Origin of the sequence: Halorarum halophilum (genome assembly GCF_013401515.1) — an archaeon.
Lineage (GTDB): Archaea > Halobacteriota > Halobacteria > Halobacteriales > Haloferacaceae > Halorarum > Halorarum halophilum.
On record NZ_CP058529.1, the window covers coordinates 94,251 to 116,455 of the forward strand.

Here is a 22,205-nt window from a genome sequence, read left to right on the forward strand (position 1 = left end):
ACGAAGCGGGAACCGACAGCGCCAGCGAGGGAGACGATGCGTAAGGGCACCGACGGACGGTCGACAGTGAATCGTCGTCGCTTCGTGCAGGGAGCGGCAGCGGCGGGGATCACTGCCGCGGCCGGCTGTCTCGGCGGCGGGGGCGGCGGGGAGAGCGACCGCGTCCCCACCGACGTCGAGGAGTGGCCGCCCGAGAACCTCGAGTCGAACCTGAACATGTGGAACTGGTACGACAGCTGGGCAGAGTGGGCCATCGACGCCTTCGGCGACGAGTTCGACGTACAGGTGAGCAACACCGGCTTCTCGTCGCCGGATCAGTGGTACTCCCAGCTCGAGGCGGGCAACAGCGAGATCGACAACATCGCCGCCACCACGAACTGGGTCGAGCGTTCCATCGAGAACGACTTCCTCCACGAGATCCCGGTCGACGTCATGCCCGCCTGGGAGAACATCACCGACCGCATCAAGGAGGCGAGTTCCTACCAGCAGGACGGGAAGACGTACGCCGTCCCGGAGTCGCTCGTGTTGTACCCGCTCACGTACAACGACGAGTACTTCGACTCGGCGCCCACCTCCTGGGGCGTTCTCTGGGACGATCAACACGAGGGCAACCTCTGCATGTGGGACAACGCGACCGTCTCCTGCCAGATCGCCGCGATGTACACCGGACAGGACCCGATCCAGCCCGACGACTTCAAGGAGATCGAGGAGGTCCTCGTCCAGCAGAAGCCGCTCCTCCAGACGTACTGGGGCGACTACCAGCAGGGGATGAGCCTCTTCGTCAACGAGGACGTCGTGGCGGGGCCGCTCACGATGGGCCGCACCTACACGGCGCGGTTCCAGGAGGGCGCGCCCGTCCACTACACGGCGCCCGACGAGGGTGCGATGTACACGAGCGACCTCTTCGTCATCCCGAAGGGGTCGCCCAACCCCATCGCGAGCCTCCAGTTCACCAACTGGGCCAGCGAGACGGAGAACGCGGCTAAGCTGTTCGAGACGATGGGCTACCAGCCCGCCGTCGACATCAGCGACGAGCTCTCCCAGGAGGACGCCGAGTTCACGAACTGGCCGGACGACTGGAACCTGATCTTCTCCGAGACGCTCTCGGACGAGGTCCGGTCCCGGTACGACGAGATCTGGACGGCAGTGAAGGCCGCATAGGATGTCCCTGTTGAGCGTTCGCGGACTCACGAAGGAGTTCGGCAACCTCACGGCGGTCGACGACGTGAGCTTCGACATCGAGGACGGGGAGTTCGTCTCCATCCTCGGGCCGAGCGGGTCGGGGAAGTCGACGGCCCTCCGGATGGTCGCCGGGTTCGAGGAGCCGACGTCGGGGGAGATCCGCCTCGACGGCGAGGACGTTGTCGGGTCGCCCCCGTTCGAACGCGACGTGAACATGGTGTTCCAGGACCTCGCGCTGTTCCCGCATCTGACCGTCGCGGAGAACATCGGGTACGGGCTCAAGCAGCGGGGCGTCCCCGCCGCGGAGCGACGCGAGCGGACCGAGCGCATCCTGGAGATGGTGCGGCTCGACGGCTACGGCGACCGCACCCCGTCGGAACTCTCGGGCGGCGAGCAGCAGCGCGTCGCGCTCGCCCGCGCGCTCGTCAACGAACCGGCGCTCGTCCTGTTCGACGAACCGCTCTCCTCGCTGGACCGGAAGCTTCGCCAGCACATGCAGGGCGAGCTACAGCGGATCCAGGCGGAGACGAACACGACGTTCCTCTACGTCACGCACGACCAGGAGGTGGCGCTCGCCGTCTCTGACCGGCTCGTCGTGCTCGACGAGGGCCGGATCCAGCAGGTCGGGACGGTCGAGGAGCTGTACGAGGCCCCGGAGAGCAAGTTCGTCGCGGACTTCATCGGCGACGTCAACGCCGTCGAGGGGCGGGTGACCGCGGTCGAGGACGGCCGGGTGGTCGTCGACGCCGGGACCGGGGAGGTCGCGATTCCGCGGGACGCCGCCGGCGACGTGGCGGCCGGCGACGCGGTCGACGTCTGCGTTCGGCCGTACCAGGTCCGTCTCGACGACGGCACGCCGACGCCCGGCGACGGGCGGTTCTCGACCACCGGCGTGGTACGGAACCGGAGCTATCAGGGGAGCGACTCGCTGTACGGGGTCGAGACCGAACAGTGGGGCCAACTGTCGGCGGAGATCCGCGGGAACTCGTTCGACATCGGCGAGTCCGTCGCCGTCACGTGGGACGGCGCCGACGTCCACCTCTACCGGCGCGGCGCGTCCGCGGACGGTGAGACGGAGGCGACCTGATGGCCGAGCGCTCCGACGCCGCGGACGAGCCGGCGGCACCCGACCGGCAGAACGCGCTCGGTTCGTCCGGCGGCGGGCGTCTCGACGACCTGGCCGCGTTCTTCCGCGAGCGCCCCCGGCTCCGGACGCTCGCCGTCGCGGGGCCGCCGTACGCGATACTGGTACTGTTCTTCGCGATCCCGCTGCTCGCCATGGTCGTCGTCTCCTTCCAGACGGGCGATATCGGCGGGCCGTGGACGCTGTCGAACTACACGGAGTTCCTCAACTCGGACACGTACCTCTCGGTGGTCTGGCAGACGCTGCTGATCAGCGTGCAGGTGACCGCCATCGTGACGGTGGTCGGCTACGCGCTGGCGTACAGCATCGTCCGGTTCTCCCGGCGGACGACGCTGCTGCTCCTGCTCGTCATCCTGCCGTTCTGGACCAGCTACATCATCCGGATGTACGCCTGGATCAACATCCTCCAGAGCGACGGCGTGCTCGACTCGACGCTGAACATGGTCGGCCTGCCGGCGCTGAGCCTGCTGTACAGCGAGCCGGCCGTGCTCATCGGCTTCACCTACGTCTGGCTACCGCTGGCGGTGCTGCCGTTCTACGCGTCGCTGACGAACCTGGACTCGGACCTCATCGAGGCCTCGAAGGACCTCGGCGCCGGACCGGTGCGGACGTTCGCCTCGGTGACCCTGCCGATGACGATCAACGGCGTCGTCACCGGCATCATCCTCGTGTTCATCCCCACGTTCGGCTCGTTCATCACGCCGCGGCTGCTCGGGGGGACGAGCAACATCATGATCGGCATGGTGATCGAGAACCAGTTCAAGAGCGCGTTCAACTGGCCGTTCGGCGCGGCCATCGGGATGGTCATCTCCGTCGTCGTCGTGGCGCTGCTGATCCTCGGCACGCGCCTCGGCGGCGGCCTGTTCGCACAGGGGGGTGAGGAGTCGTGACCCGAGGCGGTCGCCTCGCGGGGCTGTTCGAGCGGGCCGTCCAGGCCCACGCCTCGCGCATGGCCGCGGTCGTCATCGCGCTGGTGATCGCGTTCCTCTGGGTGCCGATCGCGGTGCTCGTGTTCATGTCGTTCGCCGACGGGGGCGTGCTGTCGTTCCCGCCGGATAAGCTCACCCTCCGGTGGTACCGGGTGTTCCTTTCGAACGACGCCGCGCTGGACGCCATCGTGACGACGCTGACCATCTCTGTCCCGGCGACGGTCGTCAGCGTCGTCCTTTCCACGATGATCGCGTACGCCGTCAACCGGTACGTGTTCCCGGGCCGGAGCTGGCTGCAGCTCCTCGCGACGCTGCCGATCATCGTCCCGCTCGTGGTGACCGGCGTCGCCATGGTGCTGTTCTTCAAGGGGACGCTCGGCCTCCCGGACTACATCTCGGTAGTGATCGCCCACGTGATCAGGACGATCCCGTTCGCGACGCTGGTCATCCTCCCGACGTTCCTGACGTTCGACCGGCGGCTGGAGGAGGCCTCGAAGGACCTCGGCGCGGACGAACTCCGGACGTTCTGGCAGGTCACCCTCCCGAACATCTTCCCGGGGATCGTCGCCGGCGGCCTGCTCGCGTTCACCCTTTCGTTCAACGAGTTCGTCTACACCTACTTCGTGAAGGGGTCGGGCGACCCGACGCTGCCGGTGTACATCTGGAACCAGATCCGCTACAACGTCACGCCGGAGGTGAACGTCATCAGCGTCGTGTTCCTGCTCGTCGCGGTGTCGATGGTGCTCGTGGCCGTCTCGCTCACGCGGGTCGAACTGCTCGCGCGACGCTGACGCGGGCCGGCCGCGAGCGTCGTCCGGCACCGGACGATCCCCTTCCCGTGAATCTCTTGTTCGACCGGCCTCCCTTCGAGAGCCGTCGGTGAGGACGACTGGGAGAACTGGGTTCCCGCGCGTTCGAATCCGCACGTCGCGTCGTTTCGAACGGGGGCGAGACGACGGTTCGAACGAGACGACGAACCGGTTCGACCGGAGCGACCCGGCCGACTACTTGAACCGGAACGTCTCGAGGTTCTTCGGCGCGAACGTCCGCATGTTGTAGTCGTGGTACAGCGCCGAGGAGAGGTCCTGCACGGAGCGCTCGTCGCCGTGGACGCATAGCACCTTCTCCGGCCGGGGGTTCATCGTCTTCACGAAGTTCTCGAGCCCCTGCCGGTCCGCGTGCCCGGAGAAGCCGTCGACGGTCTCCACGTCCATCTTCAGGGTGAGCGTGTCCGTGCGGCCCGAGCCGTTGCGGTTCTGGACCGGGATCTCCTCCCAGCCGTTCTGGATGCGGCGCCCCAGCGTCCCCTGGGCCTGGTAGCCGACGAAGGTGAGGATGGACTCCTCCTCGCCGCCGAGGTGCCGGAGCCAGGACATGATCGGGCCGCCGGTGACCATACCTGAGGTCGAGAGGATGATGCAGGGGCCGCCGTCGGCGACGTCCTGGCGCTCCTCCTCGCCGCCGTCGATGTGGTTGAACTGGTCCGCGAGGAACGGGTTCTCGTCCTCGTGGAAGATGCGGTCGCGGAGCTCGTCGCGCAGGTACTCGGGGTAGGTCGTGTGGATGGCCGTCGCCTCCCAGATCATCCCGTCGAGGTGGACGGGCATCTCGGGGATCTTCCCCGAGCGCATCGCCTCCTCGATGACGAGCATCATCTCCTGTGACCGGCCAACGGCGAACGCCGGGATGAGCACCTTGCCGCCCCGGTCGTGGGCCTCGTTGATGACCTCGACGAGGCGGCGCTCGGAGTCCTCCTGGTCGGTCTGGTAGTCGTTGCGCCCGCCGTAGGTGGACTCCATCACGAGCGTCTCCACGCGCGGGAAGTCGTTGACCGCGCCGTTGAACAGCCGCGTGTCGTCGTAGTGGATGTCGCCCGAGAAGCAGACGTTGTAGAGGCCGTCGCCGATGTGGAAGTGCGAGACGGCCGAGCCGAGGATGTGGCCGGCGTTGTGGAATGTGAGCTTCACGTCCGGGGCGATGTCGGTGACGTCGCCGTACTCCAGCGGGATGGTGTGCTTGATCGCCTCGCGCACCTGGGAGGACTCGTACGGCGGGGTGCGACCCTCCTTGTTGGCCACGTCGAGGTAGTCGAGCGTGAGCAGGCCCATCAGGTCGCGGGTCGGTTCGGTGCAGTAGATGGGGCCGTCGTAGCCGTACTTGAAGATGAGCGGGAGCAGCGCCGAGTGGTCGAGATGGGCGTGGGTGAGCACGACCGCGTCGATGTTCTGCGCGCCCGCGCCGAGCGCCTCGGGCACCTGCAGGTACGGTACCTCGCCGTCCGAACCCGGCTTGTCGCCGCAGTCGACGAGGATGCGCGTCTCGGCCGTGTTGAGCACGAACGCCGCGCGGCCGACCTCACGACAGCAGCCGAGGGTGGTGATGCGGACCCACTGGTCGTCGGCCATCTCCTCGCGGTGGATCTGCCGGCCGACGCGTTCGAGGATGTCGCGCCGCTCCTCGCGCTCCTGTTTCAGGAAGTTGCGGACGTTCGATACCGTCGAGGACTCGATGGGCGGCGTGCGGACGACCTCCGGGGTCCAGCCGACCTCCTGGGTGATCTCGCGGAGGGTCGAGCCGTGGCGGCCGATGACCATGCCGGGCTTCTCCGCCTCGATGACGACCTCGCCCGTGTCCTGGTGGAAGTCCAGGTCGGTGACGCCGGCCTCCTCGGGGATGACCGAGAGGATCCGTCCCTCGGCCTCCGTCGGGTCCGAGAGCACGTCGGGGTGCGGGCGGATGGTGATCCGCTTGCGGAGCTTCGACGCGAGCCGCCGCACGAGATCGCCGTTCCCCGCGAACTCCTTGGGGTGGCGCGTGTAGACGACGAGCTCCGGACCTTCGTACTTGACGTCGGTGACGGAGATGTCGTCGGGGATCTCTGATTCGATCTGTGCCTTCGTCTCTTCGAGTTGCGTGTCGACTTGACTCATAGCTGCAGGGACATCGGGTTGGGGGCGCCGCTGTGAACCGGTGCGGTGCCGTCGGTCTGACTGAACGTGAGATATCGCATGATACGGGACTCTCTATTCGAGGTTCGGCCCCCCGTGGGGTGACGAAAACCCGCTTGGTAGCACGTATCCGGTCGGGGTTATAAAAGCCTTCGCAAAGCGCAAGGAGCGGGCGCCCCACGCTCGGATATGCGACTCACGCCCGCCCGCGTCCGCGCGGAGCGCGACCGCCTGCGCGACCGGGCCGACGAGGTGGTTCCCGTCATCAACGACACTCGGGACGCGCTCGGCGACCTGTTCGGGACCGACGTGGCGACGGTCGCCGCCGCCGAGTACCGCGACGAGGTGGACGCGGTGTTCGCGGACGGCGACCGCGCGGTGAACGTCGCGGCCCTGTGTGGCGTCCTCCGCGACCTCGATGTGGAGGGGGACTACCCGGGGTTCGTCGTCGACGAACTGCTCGGGCGCGAGCTGGCCGCCACGATCGCGGGAGAACAGCCCCTCGCGCTGCTCGCGGAGGCGACGTTCCACTTCGCGGACGTGCACACCCATGGCGAGGACGGGATCGACGTGGCAGGCCAGGACGACCTCGACGCTGCGCTCGCCGCGGGGTTCCAGACGCGGCTGCCGGGCTGGGAGTGGACGGATGGCGAGAGCCCGTTCTCCGTGGAACCGACGGGGGAGTGAACCGGCGGACGGCATGGCGTAACGGAGCCGCTGGCAGTGGGGCGCGGCGACCGCCCATCGTGGGCGGCCGACCGTCGTACAAGGGATGGGCACCAGAGTGCGAGCGTGCGAGCGCGAGGAGCGGAATCGGCAGGGGGAGGGCGTGGCTGCTGTGCTGTCGGGTGGGACTGAAAGGGGCCGGGCGCTCCGGGAAGGCGGGGGAAGCAAGCACTGCAGTGAACGAGCAGAGCGAGGGAACGAAGAGCGCAGCGAGCCCTCCGACCGGAGCGCCCGGGGGCTTTCAAGGTAGTCGTCGCGCCTACGTCGAATCGATTGGTCAGTCGACATCGTTTACTCACACCCCTCCAACACGACGTTCGAGTAATGCGCGACGCGACGCTGTGCCACCTCGTCCGGGAGGCGCGAAGCGCCTCGGGAGAGTGGGCTGAATCCGCGAACGACGAGACCCTCCTCATCCACAAGAAGCGCGGCGTCGGCAGCGACCAGTACGTCGGCCCGGGCGGCAAGGTCGAACCGGGCGAGACGCCGCGCGAGTGCGTCGTCCGCGAGGTACGGGAGGAGGTCGGCATCGAGGTTCGCGACCCGGTGAAGGTCGGCGAATTCGAGTACTACTCCGAGGACTGGAACGCGCTCGTCCACGTCTACCGCGCCACCGAGTACGCTGGCGACCCCGTGGAGACCGACGAGGCGGTCCCTGAGTGGTTTCCGGTCGACGACCTCCCACTCTCGGAGATGTGGGCGACCGACCGCGACTGGCTCCCGACGGTGCTCGCGGGCGGGACGTCCCGCGGCCGGTTCGTCTACCACGGGGGCGACCCGCGGCTGGTCGAGGTGGAGACGGACGTGCCGATCGAGAGGACGGCGGGGGTTGACCACGCTACCTCGTAGCACGCCGGCGGTACCGCTTTGCCACCTGCCTCGCTCCGGATGAGTACGTCCGTGCGTCGCGGCGCCGCCGACTCATACCGCTTCGAGAGTCGGGCGTCCGTTGCCGACCCCGCCTCGGTTCCGCCGGGTGGGACCTAGCCCACCCATCGCCGTCACCCACGTCCATCCTCCCACGACCGAAACGCGCCGAGTTTAAGACCGCAGTCCGAAACCAACGAGTATGAGCGAAGACGACGGCGCCGAACAGGAACTCGGCGTTACGAAGTCGAAGGAGTACGAGACCGGCGAGTGGTACGCCGAGGTGGTCCAGAAGGCCGGCCTGGCGAACTACGGCCCCGAGGGGATGTCCGGATTCATCGTCACGCGCCCGCGCGCGTACGCACTGTGGGAGCGCGTGCAGGGGTTCCTCGACGCGAAGTTCAAGGACACGGGCGTGCAGAACGCCTACTTCCCCATGTTCATCCCCGAGTCCTACCTCGAACGCGAGAAGGACATCGTCGAGGGATTCGACCCCGAGGTCGCCTGGGTCACCCACGGCGGCCACGAGGAACTGGAGGAGCGGCTCGCCGTGCGGCCCACCTCCGAGTCCATCATCACCCCCTACATCAGCCAGTGGGTGCGGAGCCACCGCGACCTCCCGCTGCGGGTGAACCAGTGGTGCTCGGTCGTGCGCTGGGAGGCGACCGAGACGAAGCCGTTCTTCCGCACCAAGGAGTTCCTCTGGCAGGAGGGGCACACGGCCCACGAGACGGGAGAGGACGCGTGGGAGGAGACGATGCTCCGGCTCGACCAGTACGAGTCGGCCTACGAGGAACTGCTCGGCATCCCCGTGCTCCGGGGACAGAAACCGGACCACGACAAGTTCCCCGGTGCCGACACGACCACGACCGTCGAGGCGCTGATGCCCGACGGCAAGTCGGTCCAGGGGGCCACCTCCCACCACCTCGGCACCTCCTTCGCGGAGGCGTTCGACATCACCTACTCGGACGAGGACGAGGAGGAGAACCTCGCCCACACGACCTCGTGGGGGTTCTCCTGGCGGGCGCTCGGCGCGCTCATCATGACCCACTCGGACGACCAGGGGCTCGTTCTCCCGCCCACCGTCGCGCCCGAGCAGGTCGTCGTCGTCCCCATCTGGCAGTCGGACACCCAGGAGGAGGTGCTCTCGTACGCCGAGGGCATCGCCGAGGAACTGGAGGAGGCCGGAATCCGCGTCGAACTCGACGACCGCGACACGCGCAACCCCGGCTTCAAGTTCAACGAACACGAGCTGAACGGCGTCCCCGTCCGCTTCGAGATCGGACCGCACGAGGTCGACGACCGCGAAGTGACGGTCGTCCACCGCCCGGACGGTGAGCAGGTGACCGTCGACCGCGAGGGGATCGCGGACGCGGCGCAGGTACACCTCGACGAGGTGTTCGCGAAACTGTACGCCGCCGCCGAGGAGAACCTCGAGGGCGAGGTCCGGGAGGCCGACGACCGCGCGGGCATCCTCGGCACCATCGGCCAGCACGGCGGCTACGTGAAGGCGCCGTGGTGCGGCGACGAGGCCTGCGAGGACGAGATCAAGGAGCAGATCGCCGCCGAGATCGTGATGGTGCCGTTCGAGGAGGACGACGACCTCCGGAACGAGGACCACGACGAGACGTGCGCGATCTGCGGGGAGGGGGCCCGGCGGACGGCGTACTTCGCGAAGGCGTACTGACACTCCCTGCCACCTGGATAATTGGACGAATGGTCGCCTGATTTCGGTTGGATTTTCGGAGTATACGAATGAGCAGCAATCAGGTTTCGAACTCTCCGATTTCTGGCTGCATACACGCGCTTCGTCGAATGACCAGTCGATTCCGAATACGTTCGACCTAATATTCCCTTGTATGGTATTGGTACACCCTTAGCCCTTCAGGAACACGGCTTTACGTTGGTTACCCTCACCCCAACGCATGACCGAGCCGGACGCGTCCGAGCGCCCGGTCGCGGGCCTGGCGGACCCCGCGGACGAGCGCTCGAACTGTGGTGTAGGTGCCGTCGTCGACCTCGACGGCGGTCGCTCGCACGCTGTAGTATCGGATGGTATCGAACTCCTGGAGAACCTCGAACATCGGGGGGCGACCGGGGCTGAACCGAACACTGGCGACGGGGCGGGCGTCATGCTCCAGCGACCCGACGGCTTCTTCGAGGCGGTCGTCGGCGACCTGCCGGACACGTACGCGGTCGGATCGCTGTTCATGCCGACCGACGGGGACGTACGCGCCGAGCTACGGGAACTGTTCGAGACGACTCTGGCTGAGTACGACGTCGAGACGGTCGCGTGGCGCGAGGTGCCGACGGACGCCGAGGCGGCGGACCTCGGCGAGACGGCGTTGGAATCCGAGCCGTCCGTCTGGCAGGCGTTCGTCGCGCCGGGCGAGGGGGTCCCGACTGAGGACTTCGACCGACGGCTCTATGTCGCCCGTCGGGCGCTGGAGACCGCGGCCGACGACGTCGAGGGGGCCGGCAGGTTCTACGTCTGCTCGCTCGACCGCGAACGGCTCGTCTACAAGGGCCTGCTGAAGGCGAGCCAGCTCCCGGCGTACTACCCTGACCTCCGCGACGAGCGGCTGGAGTCGGGCGTCGCGCTGGTCCACGCGCGGTTCTCGACGAACACGCTCGGCGCGTGGCACCTCGCGCACCCGTACCGCAACGTCGTCCACAACGGCGAGTTCAACACCATCCGGGGCAACGTGAACTGGATGCGCGCCCGCGAGGCCGACCTCTCGGGCGGCGGCTTCACCGACGGGGAGCTCGATGCGGTCACGCCGGTCGTCTCCGACCCGGACCAGTCCGACACCGCCTCGCTGGACGAGACGCTCGACCTGTTGCTCCAGGGCGGCCGGGAGCTCCCGCACGCGCTCCGGATGCTCATCCCCGAGGCGTACCGTCGCGACGAGGCGATGAGCGAGGAGCGGCACGAGTTCTACGAGTTCCACGCCTCGCTCGTCGAGCCGTGGGACGGCCCGGCGCTCGTCATCGGCTTCGACGGCGAGCGCGTCGCCGGGGTGCTCGACCGAAACGGCCTGCGCCCATGCCGATACGACGTGACGACCGACGACCGGCTGGTGATGGCCAGCGAGGTCGGGGCGCTCGACCACGAGCCGAGCGAGGTGCGAGAGCGCGGTCGGCTCCAGCCGGGTGAGGTGTTCGTCGCCGACCGGGAGCGGGGCGAGGTCGTCCCCGACGAGGCGGTCTTCGCGGACCTGACCGACGACAAGTACGGCGAGTGGGTCGACGCGGAACAGCGCGACCTGGGCGACGTGGCCGCCGAGGACGCCCCCGAGGTCTCCGGTGATCTACGGGGCCTCCAGGCGGCGTTCGGCTACACGACCGACCAGCTGAACCACCTCATCGAGCCGATGTCGAAGGAGGGGAAGGACCCCGTCGGCTCGATGGGCGACGACACGCCGCTGTCGGTGCTCTCGGAGTACAACCGGCCGCTGTTCACGTACTTCAAGCAGCTGTTCGCGCAGGTGTCGAACCCGCCGATCGACTACATCCGTGAGGAGCTGGTCACCTCGCTGGAGGCCCGGCTCGGCCCCCAGCGGAACCTCCTCGGCGAGTCGCCGGAGCACGCCCAGCAGGTCGTCTGCGACTCGCCCATCCTGACCGAGGCGGAGGCTGCCGGGTTCCGCGACCTCGAAGCGCGGACCGACGGGGACCTCTCGTCGACCACGCTCGACACGACGTTCGACCCCGACGCGGACCTGGAGGCGGCCGTCGCCGCGCTCCGCGACGGGGCGGTCGCGGCCGTACGCGACGGCGCGGACGTGCTCGTGCTCTCGGATCGGACGGTCGACGCCGAGCACGCGCCGATCCCGAGCCTGCTCGCCACGGCGGCGGTCCACCACGCGCTGGTCCGCGAGGGGCTGCGCTCCCGCTGCGGGCTGGTCGTGGAGTCCGGCGACCCGCGCGAGGTCCACTACGTCGCCACCCTCGTCGGCTACGGCGCCGGCGCCGTGTGCCCGTACCTCGCCTACGAGACCGTGCGCGACCTCGTCGCCGGCCCCGACGGCGCCGACGAGGTGGAGGCGCTCGCGAGCTACCGCGCGGCGCTCGAACAGGGCCTCCTGAAGACGATGGCGAAGATGGGCATCTCGACCGTGGAATCGTACCGCGGCGCCCAGATCTTCGAGGCCGTCGGGCTCGACTCCGACTTCGTCCGCGAGTACTTCGAGGGGACCGAGATCCGCACGGAGGGAATCGGCATCGCGGAGATCGCCGCCGACGTCCGCGAGCGCCACCGGGTCGGCTTCGGCGAGGACCCGACGCTCGAGACCCACGGCGAGTACGAGAACCGCTCCTCGGGCATCCGCCACGGCTGGAACCCCCACTCGGTGCGCGACCTCCAGGCGGCCGTCCGCGGAGGCGACCGCGAGAAGTGGGACTCGTTCGCCGAGCAGGTGAACGACGCCGAGCACCCGGCCGAACTGCGGAACCTCCTCGCGTTCGACTCCGACCGCGACCCCGTCCCGCTGGAGGAGGTCGAACCGGTCGGCGAGATCGCGAAGCGGTTCACCACGGCCGCGATGAGCCTCGGGAGCCTCTCGCCGGAGGCCCACGAGAACAACTCGATCGCCATGCGCCGGCTCGGCGGCAAGTCGAACACCGGCGAGGGCGGTGAGCCGCCCGAGCGGTTCGGGACCGAGCGGGAGTGCGACGTGAAGCAGGTCGCCTCCGGCCGGTTCGGCGTCACCGCGGAGTACCTCGCGAGCGCCGACGAACTCCAGATCAAGATGGCGCAGGGCTCCAAGCCCGGCGAGGGCGGTCACCTCCCCGGTGCGAAGGTGAACGAGTACATCGCGCACGTCCGCTGTTCGACCCCGGGCGTCGGGCTCATCTCGCCGCCCCCGCAACACGACATCTACTCCATCGAGGACCTGAAGCAGCTCATCCACGACCTGAAGTCCGCCAACCCGGAGGCCGACGTCAACGTGAAGCTCGTCTCGGAGGCCGGTATCGGCACCATCGCGGCGGGCGTCGCGAAGGCCGAGGCCGACGTAGTACACGTGTCCGGTCACTCCGGCGGCACCGGCGCGTCGCCGAAGACGAGCATCAAGAACGCTGGCCTCCCGTGGGAACTCGGCCTCGCGGAGACGAACCAGATGCTCCGCGCGACGGGGCTGCGCGACCGCATCCGCGTCGCCGTCGACGGCGGGATGAAGACCGGCCGCGACGTCGCGGTCGGCGCGCTGCTCGGGGCCGAGGAATTCTCCTTCGGCACCGGGGCGCTGGTCTCCTCGGGCTGCGTGATGGCCCGCCAGTGCCACCAGAACACCTGCCCGGTGGGCGTCGCCACCCAGCGTGACGACCTCCGCGAGCGGTTCCCCGGCGAACCCGAGCACGTCATCAACTTCATGACGTTCATCGCGGGGGAGCTCCGCGAGATCATGGCCGACCTCGGCTTCCGTACCGTCGAGGAGATGATCGGCCGGCCGGACGTCCTGGCCCAGCGCGACGACCTGGAGGGGAAGGCGGCCCACCTCGACCTCTCGACCGTGCTCGCGGATCCCGCGCACGGCGCACGGACGAAGGTGCGCGAACAGGACCACCGTGACGTCGCCGAGGGGATCGACTGGGAGCTCATCGACGAGGCCGAGGAGGCGATCTCGGCCGGCGAGCCCGTCGCCCTCTCGCGCACGCTCCGGAACACGGACCGCGCGGTCGGCGCGACGCTCTCGAACCGCATCGCCCGCGAACACGGTGGAGAGGGCCTCCCGCGGGACACCGTCAGCCTGGACTTCGACGGCACCGCCGGCCAGTCGTTCGGCGCGTTCCTCGCGGGCGGCGTCACCGCCAGCCTCACCGGCGCGGCGAACGACTACGTCGGCAAGGGGCTCTCGGGCGGTACCGTCTCGATCGAGACGCCCGCGGACGCCGCGTTCGACCCGACCGAGAACGTCCTCGTCGGCAACGTCGCGCTGTACGGCGCGACGAGCGGAGAGGCGTACGTCAACGGCGTCGCAGGCGAACGCTTCGCCGTCCGCAACTCCGGCGCGAAGGCGGTCGTCGAGGGGCTCGGCGACCACGGCTGCGAGTACATGACCGGCGGCGTCGTCGCCGTCCTCGGCGACACCGGGCGGAACTTCGGCGCCGGCATGTCAGGCGGCGTCGCGTACGTGTACGACCCGGACGACGAGTTCGGCGCGAAGGTGAACCGCGGCATGGTGTCGCTGTCCGAGGACCTCACCGAGGCGGACGAGGCGATGCTCCGCCGACTGGTCGAGAACCACCTCGCCCACACCGGGAGCGAGCGGGCGGCGGACCTGCTTGAGAACTGGTCGGAGTCCGTCGGGGAGTTCGTCCGCGTGCTCCCGGACGCCTACGCACAGGTCATCGCGGAGGGCCGCGGCGACGACGTCCGCGAGCAACTCCCCGAGGCCGCCGGCGGCGAGGATGCGGTTTCGAGCTTCGAGCGCGGTGCCGTCTCCGGCGACGACTGACCGGTCGCGACGTCGCCGGTTTTCTGACGACGGGGAAAACAGGAACACTTAGCCCCGCCCCTGCTGACCCACATCAACGACAAGGATGCCCGAGTTCAACCCCTTCTTCTCCGACCTCCGAAGCCGGATCCGCAGCAAGGACACCGTCGTCTCCGTCGGCCTCGACGCGGACCTGAAGAAGATCCCCGAGCACCTGCTCGAGAAGGACCTCCCGCGCTGGGCGTTCAACCGCCGTATCATCGACGCCACGCACGAGTACGCCGCCTGCTACAAGCCGAACGTCGCCTTCTACGAGGACGCCGACGGCTGGCGGTCGCTCCGCGAGACCATCGCCTACGCGGAGGGGAAGGACGTGCCCGTCCTGCTCGACGCCAAGCGGGCCGACATCGGCAACACGGCGCGCAAGTACGCCGAGCTGCTCGACCACGCCGACGCCATCACCGTCAACCCGTACATGGGCCGCGACTCGCTCTCGCCGTTCCTCTCCCGCCGCGACAAGGGCGTGTTCGTCCTCTGCCGGACCTCCAACCCGGGCGGCGCCGACCTCCAGGACCTCGAACTCGACTCTGGGGAGCCGCTGTACCGCCGGGTCGCCGCGCTCGCGGACGTGTGGAACGAGGCCGGAAACGTCGGCCTCGTCGTCGGCGCGACGACGCCCGACGAGCTGGAGGAGCTTCGCGAGGAGGTGCCCGACCTCCCGTTCCTCGTCCCCGGCGTCGGCGCGCAGGGCGGGGACGCCGAGGCGGCGGTTGAGTTCGGACTGGCCGACGGCGTTGGTCTCGTCAACTCCTCGCGGGGCATCATCTTCGCCGGCGCCGAGGCGGGCGAGGAGTTCGCGACCGTCGCCGGGCAGGCGGCGAAGCGACTGCGCGACCGGCTCAACCGACATCGCGAGTAACCCTTCCGGGATAGCTCACTCCGAGGTCGGGTTCGGTTCGTCGTCCGCTCCCGGGGCGACGTCGTCGGCCCCTTCGACGACGTCCTCCGCCCCCTCGGCGACGTCGCCGCCCCCGCGTGCCGTGCGGGCGCAGTTGAGACAGAAGCCAACGTCGTCGTCGTAGTGGTCCTCGCACACGACGGCCCCGCAGTTGTCACACGTGAATCGAGCCTCCTTCGCCTCGCAGATCTGGCAGAGTTCGCTGACACTCATTGCTGGTCCCTGTCCACGTTCGCCACCCGTTCCCTTCAGGCCTCTGGCGGCGACCCCGGACGCGCGGGGTTTACGGTCGCGGAACGCCGAGTGACGCCGTGGACCGCGATCCGCTGCTGCTGGGGCTCGCCGCCGTCTTCGCCGGCATCTCCGTCCTGATGGGCGTGCTGGCGTTCGACTCCTCGCTGTTCCTGTTAGTCGTGGCGCTCCCGTTCGGGGTCGTGTCGTACATCCTCTGGGAGCACGCCACCGGCCGCCTCGCCCAGCGGGTCCGCGAGTCGGACGTCAGCGCGGGTGACCACGCCGACGCGGGCCGCGGCCCCCGGGCATCCCGATCGCGATTCGGTCGCGAGGCGAGACAGCGGGCGCGGAACGGGCGGGGACGCGAGGGGAGGGCGCGGGGCCCGGGCGGGAGCGGCGGTCCCACCGGGTCGCCCGCGATGGATCCCGGGATGGTGCCCGCCGAGGCGTATCGGGAACTCGACCTGTCGCCGGACGCCTCGCAGGCGGACGTGAAGCGGGCGTACCGCGAGCGGGTGAAGGAGGCCCACCCGGATTCGGGCGGCGACGAGGAGGAGTTCAAGCGCGTGAACCGCGCGTACGACACGCTGAAGGAGTGATCCGGTTCTCGACCCGGGATTCGGCGAGTTCCCAGGCGGAAATACATTCTCATAACTTACGGAGAAGTATGCTATCACGTATCTATATTAGTTTATTACCCAACACGTCGAAGATGTGTGTAAGGAGGAATTTAGCATGGCAACATCCGCTTCCATCGATACCAGCAACACCTTCGAGAGCACCGTCGCCGGCCGGACCGTCCGCGCCCGAGCACACAGCCTCAGCGCGTGGTTCGTCCTCTCGCTTCGGCTCATGATGGGCGCCGCGTTCCTCTGGGCCGGCTGGACGAAGCTGCCATTCGTCGCGGGGGAGGCGTTCGACGCGACCGGCTACCTCCGCTTCGCGACCGTCGCGAACGGCAGCCCCCTCGCCGATGCGTTCGTCGCGATGTCGAACGTCCCGTGGCTGATGACCGTCGCCAACGTCGCGGTACCGTGGGGGGAACTCCTCCTCGGGCTCGGGCTCCTCGTGGGCGCGTTCACTCGTCTCGCCTCGTTCTTCGGCGCGCTGCTCATGGCGACGTTCTACCTCGGGAACTGGAGCGTCGAACACGGCGTGATCAACGGTGACTTCGCGTACATGCTCGTGTTCCTCGCGGTCGCCGCGTTCGGCGCCGGGCGGATCCTCGGGCTCGACGCGTACATCGAGAACTACGAGGTGGGCGGCGTTCCCCTGCTGGAGCGCTACCCCGTCCTCGAGTACGTCCTCGGCTGAACGACCTCGGACCCTTCTTCCTCTCCTTCCTCTTCTCTCTCCTCTCCCTCCGCGAATCGATACACGATATCGGCGGTCCAGCCGGTAGGCCCCGGTTACACGCGGTAAACATCCTGTTTCGTGAAAAACGTTATACTCGCCGAACGCTGACTCCCCGGCAATGAGCGCTGACCGAGCCGCGCTCGAGCACGCCATCGAGCGCGGCGAGGAGGACGGCGGCTACATCGAGTTCAAGACCCGCCTCTCCAAGGACGTTCACCTAGCGGACGGCCGCCTGGAGAGTCTCGCCGCACAACTGCGCCACCGAGTCCTCTCGGGGGACGGCGAGGCGCTGTACGTTGTCGGCGTCACGGACGACGGCGGCATCGCCGGCATCTCGCCGGACTCGTTCTCCGAGACGATGGACGTGCTCTCCCTGCTGGCCGAGGAGGCCGAGGCGCACATCCACGACGTGGAGACCTGGAGCGCCGGCTCCGGTCCCGCCGACGAGGAAGGGCTGGTCGGCCTGGCGACCGTTCGCGAGGGCGCGATGCTGGAGACCGACGACGAGCACATCGTCGTGGGCACGGCCGGCCACGTCGACCACGGCAAGTCCACGCTCGTCGGGTCGCTCGTCACCGGCGAGGCCGACGACGGCGAGGGCGGCACCCGGTCGTTCCTCGACGTCCAGCCCCACGAGGTCGAGCGCGGGCTGTCGGCGGACCTCTCGTACGCGGTGTACGGCTTCGACGACGAGGGGCAGGTCCGGATGGACAACCCCCATCGGAAGTCCGACCGGGCCCGCGTCGTGCAGGAGGCCGACCGGCTGGTCTCGTTCGTCGACACCGTCGGCCACGAGCCGTGGCTCCGGACGACGATCCGCGGGCTGGTCGGCCAGAAACTCGACTACGGCCTGCTCGTCGTCGCCGCCGACGACGGGCCGACGAAGACCACCCGCGAGCACCTCGGCATCCTGCTCGCGATGGACCTCCCGACCATCGTGGCGCTGACGAAGGTCGACGCGGTCACCGACGAGCGCGCCGCCGAGGTCGAACGCGAGGTCGAGTCGATGCTCCGGGACGTCGGCCAGACCCCGCTCCGCGCCGAGCGACACGGCGTCCGGACGGCGGTCGAGGAGATCGGCGACGGCGTCGTCCCGGTGTTCTCCACCTCTGCGGTGACCCGCGAGGGGCTCGACGACCTGGACGAACTGCTGGAGGCGCTGCCCAAGCGGGCCAGCGACGCCGACGCGGAGTTCCGGATGTACGTCGACCGGACGTACGACGTGAAGGGCGTCGGCGCGGTCGCGTCGGGCACCATCCAGGCCGGAACCGTCGAGGCGGGCGACGAACTCCTGCTCGGCCCGATGCCGGACGGCTCGTTCCGCGAGGTTGAGGTGCGCTCCATCGAGATGCACTACCACCGCGTGGACAAGGCCCAGGCCGGCCGCATCGTCGGCATCGCGCTGAAGGGCGTCCGCGAGCGCGAGGTACAGCGCGGCATGGCGCTCGTTCCCCGGTCGGCCGACGTCCGCCCGGTCCGCTCGTTCGACGCCGAGGTGATGGTGCTCAACCACCCGACGAGGATTCAGGACGGGTACGAGCCCGTCATCCACCTCGAGACGGTGAGCGAGGCGGCGGTGTTCTCCCCCGAGGGCGGGCGGCTCCTCCCCGGGGACACCGGCGAGACGACGGTTGAGTTCAAGTTCCGACCGTACCTCGTCGAGGAGGGGCAGCGGTTCGTGTTCCGCGAGGGCCGCAGCAAGGGGGTCGGCACCGTCACCGACGTCGAGTACGCCGACGAGTGACGTCCGCGGATCGGTTTTTGGAACCAGAGCCGGGCCGGAGTTCGATTCAGACGTACTCCGAGAGCGTCGCCGTCGGCACGTAGTCCTCCCCTCGACGCTCCGCCAGATCGAGCAGGACGAACCAGCCGAGCATCCGCTCCGCGCGGTCCGTCCAGACGCCCTCCCAGTCGTCCGTGCGGGTGCGCTCCCAGGTCGGCACGCGGTCGCGGAGCGCCTCGAACGCCTCGTCGACGGTCAGCGGATCGGTATCGTCCGCGGACGCGAGCGCATCCGCGACGTCGGTCGCGCCGTACACGCCGTCCAGGAACGACCGCCGGAGGTCGTCGACGGTCGGCGACGCTCGAACCCGCCTGAACCCCGAGGGCGTCTCCTCGGCCAGGCCGAGGGCCCGGAGGAAGGTGAGCCACGTCCGCGCGATGTCGCGGGAGCGCAGGTCGCATCGACGCATCAGCCGGGCGCAGCAGTCGTCCTCGCTCTCCGGGATCAGGGGGACCGCGGCCTGCACGTCCGTGACGAACCCCCTGTCTGCCGGCGGTTCCGGGACGAGTTTGAACTTCATCGAACGGAACCGGTCTACTCGAGTCCGAACGACTCCGCGAGCAGGTCCTCGCGCGTCTCGCCGAGCGCGTACGTCGGCCCGTCGACCACGTCCACGGTCGTGGAGGCCGGCGCGAACACCGACTCGTCCACCTCGTAGAAGTCGTAGCCGGCGTCGGCGAAGATGTCCGCGAACGGCGTGCCGTACTCGTCGGCCGCGACTGACGGAAGTTCGTCGAAGCGGTCGAAGTCCTCCGCGACGGTGAGGTGGACCTCGCCGCCGTACGCGAGCGCGTCGTTCGTCCGACCCATCGCCTCCGTCTCGTCGTAGCTCACCGGGGCGACCGGTGCGGTGCCGGCCACCGAGAGCACGTTCATGGGGTCGTAGCCGAGCTCGAACAGCCGGAAGACGGCGAGTTCGGCCGCTCGCGCGGCTGTCGTGACGCTCCCGACGGTGGAGCCGACCGCGCACGTCGGGAGGAAGACGGCGGACTCGTTCACGTTCGTCCGCTCGGCCACGTGTTCTGCGACCGCGTCGCCGGGGAGTTCGACGCTCTCGACCGCGAGGACGGTGAGGTCGAACTCGTCGTAGTAGCCGACGGCCTCGAACTCGCTCTCCTCGCCGACGAGCGCGCGCGCCGGGCCCGAACCCAGCCCGTCGAATCCCTCCATGTCGAGCTCCCAGCCGGCCTTCTGCGAGCAGAGCAGGGCGATCCCCGGGTGGTCGGTCGTCAGTTCGACGTGTGGGATGGGTGCGCCGGCGACGCGGTCCATCCGCGCCTGCACGGTCGCGAGCCCGGCCGTCTGGATCTCCGCGAGCAGCAGGCCCGCCTCCAGCCCGCCGTCCGCCTCGACGCCGAAGTCGAGGACCGTTGCCCCGGAGTCCAGTTCGTAGGCGGCCAGGTTCAGCTCGTCGGCGAAGTCCAGCGCCTCGTCGACCAGCTCGACCGCCATGCGATTGAGGCTGTCCATGGGTGTCGATTGGGCGCTTCCCCGGAAAGAGTTTGTCAGTCGGTTCCGCCGTCCTCGCCGTCCGCGTTCGTTCCGCCGCCGCCCTCCTCGTTCCCGGCGTCGCTGCGGGCGGGCCGACCGAGTTCACGCTCGACGGCCTCGACCTTCTCGCTCGCGGGTTCGGTTCGGGTCCGCTTGTCGTCGATCTTGAGGACCGTGCTCACGCGGTCGCCGTCGACGGCCCGGTGAGCGGCGGTCGCCGCGGCCATCAGCTCCTCGATGTCGTCCGCCTCGATCACCGTTCCCATCGGGTTCGTCTCGTAGCTCACGTCGAAGTCGTCGAGCGCTTCGACCGCCTTCGCGACCTCGCCGGCCATGCTCCCCTCGACGACGGGCGCGACGCTGAGCAGTGCGATGACTGTCATGGGTCGGGCTACGACGCGAACCCACCTAACTCCCGGCCCGTATCTCGCGCTGGATTTCAGGTCGGATCCCGCGCTGGATTGCGGGCCGAATCTCGCGCCGATCACCTTTTCGGAGGACGATCCGCCGCTGGTTTCTCGGCACGAGGGGGAGAAGCGAGGACGTGATCCCCGACCGTCGCCGCGTCGTCTCCGTCGCCCGCGCCGTCGTCCACGAGATCAGGACGGAGAACGTCACCTTCCTCGCGGGGAGCATCGCGTACCACGCGTTCGTCTCGCTGCTCCCCTTGTTGCTGCTCGTCGTGCTCGTGCTCTCGTCGGCCGGGAACGGCGGGTTGCAGTCGGCGTTCGAGTCGCTGGTCCGTGGCGCGCTCACGCAGAACGCCGGGTCGGAGCTGCTCTCGGAGCTCGAACGCGCCGGCCAGTCGCGCGGCCTCTCCGTTGCCGGACTCGGAGTGCTGGTATGGGGGTCGCTCCGCATCTTCCGCGGGCTCGATACCGCGTTCTCCGACATCTACGAGACGGAGGCCGAGAACACCTTCCTCGACCAGCTCGGCGACGCGCTGTTGCTGCTCCTCGTGTTCGGTGTCGGGGTAGTGCTCGCGGCGTTCCTCCGCCAGTACGTCCCGTCCGGCGGGGACGGCCTGCTGTGGCCGATCGTCAGTCGGATCCTCCTCGTGCTGGCGCTCGTGGTCGCGCTGTTCCCGATGTACTACGTCTTCCCGGACACGGACGTCGGCGTCGTCGAGGTCCTCCCGGGCACGGCCTTCGCGGCGGTCGGCCTCACCGTCTTCGAGTCGCTGTTCCAGGTGTACGCGCAGTGGGGCGGCACGCAGCAGGACCCCAGCGTCGTCGCCGCCATCCTCGTGTTCCTCACGTGGCTCTACTTCTCCGGGCTGGTCATCCTCGTCGGCGCGTCCGTGAACGCCGTCCTCTCGAACCGGAGCGCCGACGTCGCCATCGACCCCGTCGTCGGCGGGGCCGGGAGGGAACCGGAGCGACCGACCTCGGACGAGGTCGTCCGCGCCATCACGGAACTCGAGTCCATGCTCGCGGACCCGGGCGCGCTGACGGTCACGGTCGGCGATCGCTCGGTCACCTTCCCCCCGCCGCAGCGACTCTCGACGGACACAGAGCCGTCGGTGCTCGACGCGCACGACGTGGGCGTGGAACTCCGGTGGGCGGTCGATTCGACGGCGACCGGTCTGGGTGGGGACGAAGTGGCGAAACCCGACGTCGATCGGACCGTCGAACGGGACGACGATGGCGACGGTGGCGGCGACTGAATCCGTCTCTCCGCTTCGTGATCGACGACCGGAGGATGACCCCCGAGAACAGTCGAAACCGGCTTGGTCGTCGGCGAGCCAGGGCCGGTATGTATCTGAGCCATCCGGTGCGCCGGCTCCGGGAGGACCCCGTGGCCGGCGAGGACGTGACGCTGGTGGTCGAACTGGGGGACTGCTCGGCCGAGGAACTGGCCGAGACCGTCGAGTCGCTCGGCGGCGAGGTCGAGGCCGAGTTGCGGTTCGACTCCTATCGGGTTCGGGTGGCGCAGGAGGCCGTGGACGAGTTCTGCGAGCTGGAGGGACTGGCGACGGTGGAGACAGACGGCGCGGTGGGGTACGGCGGCGACGCGGGCGAGGATATGAGATAACCCACTGGCGCCGTCGGTGCTCGTTCGCGAACCGTGCCGAGACGGTCACCTTGCTTCGCCCGGTGCCCATCTGACCGACGCCAACTACGATCATCACCGAGTTCGTCGCCACCTCT

The 22,205-nt window shown here is 68.9% G+C and carries 19 protein-coding genes; 14 read left to right on the forward strand and 5 right to left on the reverse strand.

Going from position 1 to position 22,205, the window contains the following annotated elements:
- Window positions 1-84 precede the first annotated feature (84 nt).
- Genes HUG10_RS00490 through HUG10_RS00505 form a run of 4 tightly spaced genes read left to right on the forward strand, consistent with a single transcriptional unit; the run spans window position 85 to window position 4,046 of the window.
- Window positions 85-1,161 carry an ABC transporter substrate-binding protein gene (locus tag HUG10_RS00490; RefSeq protein ID WP_218780629.1) on the forward strand — a complete coding sequence of 359 codons (1,077 nt, stop codon included), beginning with the start codon at window positions 85-87 and terminating at the stop codon, window positions 1,159-1,161.
- A gap of 1 nt (window position 1,162) precedes the next feature.
- Window positions 1,163-2,269: an ABC transporter ATP-binding protein gene (locus HUG10_RS00495; protein ID WP_179167682.1), complete on the forward strand. Its 1,107-nt coding sequence runs from the start codon at window positions 1,163-1,165 to the stop codon at window positions 2,267-2,269.
- Window positions 2,269-3,216, forward strand: coding sequence for an ABC transporter permease (locus tag HUG10_RS00500; protein WP_179167683.1), 948 nt, complete (start codon window positions 2,269-2,271; stop codon window positions 3,214-3,216). The genes HUG10_RS00495 and HUG10_RS00500 overlap by 1 nt, the downstream gene beginning before the upstream one ends.
- Window positions 3,213-4,046 (forward strand): ABC transporter permease, encoded by an 834-nt coding sequence (locus tag HUG10_RS00505; RefSeq protein WP_246310193.1) that lies wholly within the window; start codon window positions 3,213-3,215, stop codon window positions 4,044-4,046. The genes HUG10_RS00500 and HUG10_RS00505 overlap by 4 nt, the downstream gene beginning before the upstream one ends.
- A 213-nt stretch (window positions 4,047-4,259) precedes the next feature.
- Here HUG10_RS00505 and HUG10_RS00510 read toward each other — a convergent pair whose 3' ends face one another.
- On the reverse strand, window positions 4,260-6,185 hold the full coding sequence (locus HUG10_RS00510) for a beta-CASP ribonuclease aCPSF1 (protein WP_179167684.1): 1,926 nt from the start codon (window positions 6,183-6,185) through the stop codon (window positions 4,260-4,262).
- Between the two features lie 207 nt (window positions 6,186-6,392).
- On the opposite strand from HUG10_RS00510, the gene HUG10_RS00515 reads away from it, so the two are divergent.
- The 5 genes from HUG10_RS00515 to pyrF all read left to right on the forward strand — a co-directional run bounded on the left by HUG10_RS00515 (window position 6,393) and on the right by pyrF (window position 15,152).
- Window positions 6,393-6,890, forward strand: a complete 498-nt coding sequence (locus HUG10_RS00515) for a hypothetical protein (protein ID WP_179167685.1) — start codon at window positions 6,393-6,395, stop codon at window positions 6,888-6,890.
- A gap of 363 nt (window positions 6,891-7,253) precedes the next feature.
- On the forward strand, window positions 7,254-7,778 hold the full coding sequence (locus HUG10_RS00520; RefSeq protein ID WP_179167686.1) for an 8-oxo-dGTP diphosphatase: 525 nt from the start codon (window positions 7,254-7,256) through the stop codon (window positions 7,776-7,778).
- A gap of 220 nt (window positions 7,779-7,998) precedes the next feature.
- Entirely contained in the window at window positions 7,999-9,483 is a 1,485-nt protein-coding gene (gene proS, locus HUG10_RS00525) for a proline--tRNA ligase (RefSeq protein ID WP_179167687.1), read from the forward strand.
- Between the two features lie 238 nt (window positions 9,484-9,721).
- Entirely contained in the window at window positions 9,722-14,254 is a 4,533-nt protein-coding gene (gltB, locus tag HUG10_RS00530) for a glutamate synthase large subunit (RefSeq protein WP_179167688.1), read from the forward strand.
- An 85-nt stretch (window positions 14,255-14,339) separates the two neighbouring features.
- On the forward strand, window positions 14,340-15,152 hold the full coding sequence (pyrF, locus tag HUG10_RS00535) for an orotidine-5'-phosphate decarboxylase (RefSeq protein ID WP_179167689.1): 813 nt from the start codon (window positions 14,340-14,342) through the stop codon (window positions 15,150-15,152).
- Window positions 15,153-15,167: 15 nt separating this feature from the next.
- On the opposite strand, the gene HUG10_RS21720 is transcribed toward pyrF, so the two are convergent.
- Complete coding sequence (locus HUG10_RS21720) at window positions 15,168-15,404, reverse strand: hypothetical protein (RefSeq protein WP_179167589.1); 237 nt, start codon at window positions 15,402-15,404, stop codon at window positions 15,168-15,170.
- A gap of 98 nt (window positions 15,405-15,502) precedes the next feature.
- Between HUG10_RS21720 and HUG10_RS00545 the strand changes: the two genes are divergently transcribed.
- The 3 genes from HUG10_RS00545 (at window position 15,503) to HUG10_RS00555 (ending at window position 18,525) form a co-directional block, all read left to right on the forward strand.
- Window positions 15,503-16,024, forward strand: coding sequence for a J domain-containing protein (locus HUG10_RS00545; protein ID WP_179167690.1), 522 nt, complete (start codon window positions 15,503-15,505; stop codon window positions 16,022-16,024).
- A 136-nt stretch (window positions 16,025-16,160) separates the two neighbouring features.
- Entirely contained in the window at window positions 16,161-16,739 is a 579-nt protein-coding gene (locus HUG10_RS00550) for a DoxX family membrane protein (RefSeq protein WP_179167691.1), read from the forward strand.
- Between the two features lie 160 nt (window positions 16,740-16,899).
- Entirely contained in the window at window positions 16,900-18,525 is a 1,626-nt protein-coding gene (locus tag HUG10_RS00555) for a GTPBP1 family GTP-binding protein (RefSeq protein WP_179167692.1), read from the forward strand.
- Window positions 18,526-18,571: 46 nt separating this feature from the next.
- Here HUG10_RS00555 and HUG10_RS00560 read toward each other — a convergent pair whose 3' ends face one another.
- From HUG10_RS00560 to HUG10_RS00570, 3 genes are read right to left on the reverse strand one after another with little or no spacing between them, the layout of a single operon-like run.
- Window positions 18,572-19,084 carry a hypothetical protein gene (locus tag HUG10_RS00560; RefSeq protein WP_179167693.1) on the reverse strand — a complete coding sequence of 171 codons (513 nt, stop codon included), beginning with the start codon at window positions 19,082-19,084 and terminating at the stop codon, window positions 18,572-18,574.
- 14 nt (window positions 19,085-19,098) lie between these two features.
- Window positions 19,099-20,034, reverse strand: a complete 936-nt coding sequence (mch, locus tag HUG10_RS00565; protein ID WP_179167694.1) for a methenyltetrahydromethanopterin cyclohydrolase — start codon at window positions 20,032-20,034, stop codon at window positions 19,099-19,101.
- A gap of 35 nt (window positions 20,035-20,069) precedes the next feature.
- Window positions 20,070-20,438, reverse strand: a complete 369-nt coding sequence (locus tag HUG10_RS00570) for an MTH1187 family thiamine-binding protein (protein WP_179167695.1) — start codon at window positions 20,436-20,438, stop codon at window positions 20,070-20,072.
- A 161-nt stretch (window positions 20,439-20,599) separates the two neighbouring features.
- On the opposite strand from HUG10_RS00570, the gene HUG10_RS00575 reads away from it, so the two are divergent.
- A complete protein-coding gene (locus HUG10_RS00575; protein ID WP_179167696.1) occupies window positions 20,600-21,721 on the forward strand; it encodes a YihY/virulence factor BrkB family protein in 1,122 nt (373 codons plus the stop codon).
- Window positions 21,722-21,810: 89 nt separating this feature from the next.
- Window positions 21,811-22,089 (forward strand): hypothetical protein, encoded by a 279-nt coding sequence (locus tag HUG10_RS00580; protein WP_179167697.1) that lies wholly within the window; start codon window positions 21,811-21,813, stop codon window positions 22,087-22,089.
- The last annotated feature ends 116 nt before the right edge of the window (window positions 22,090-22,205 follow it).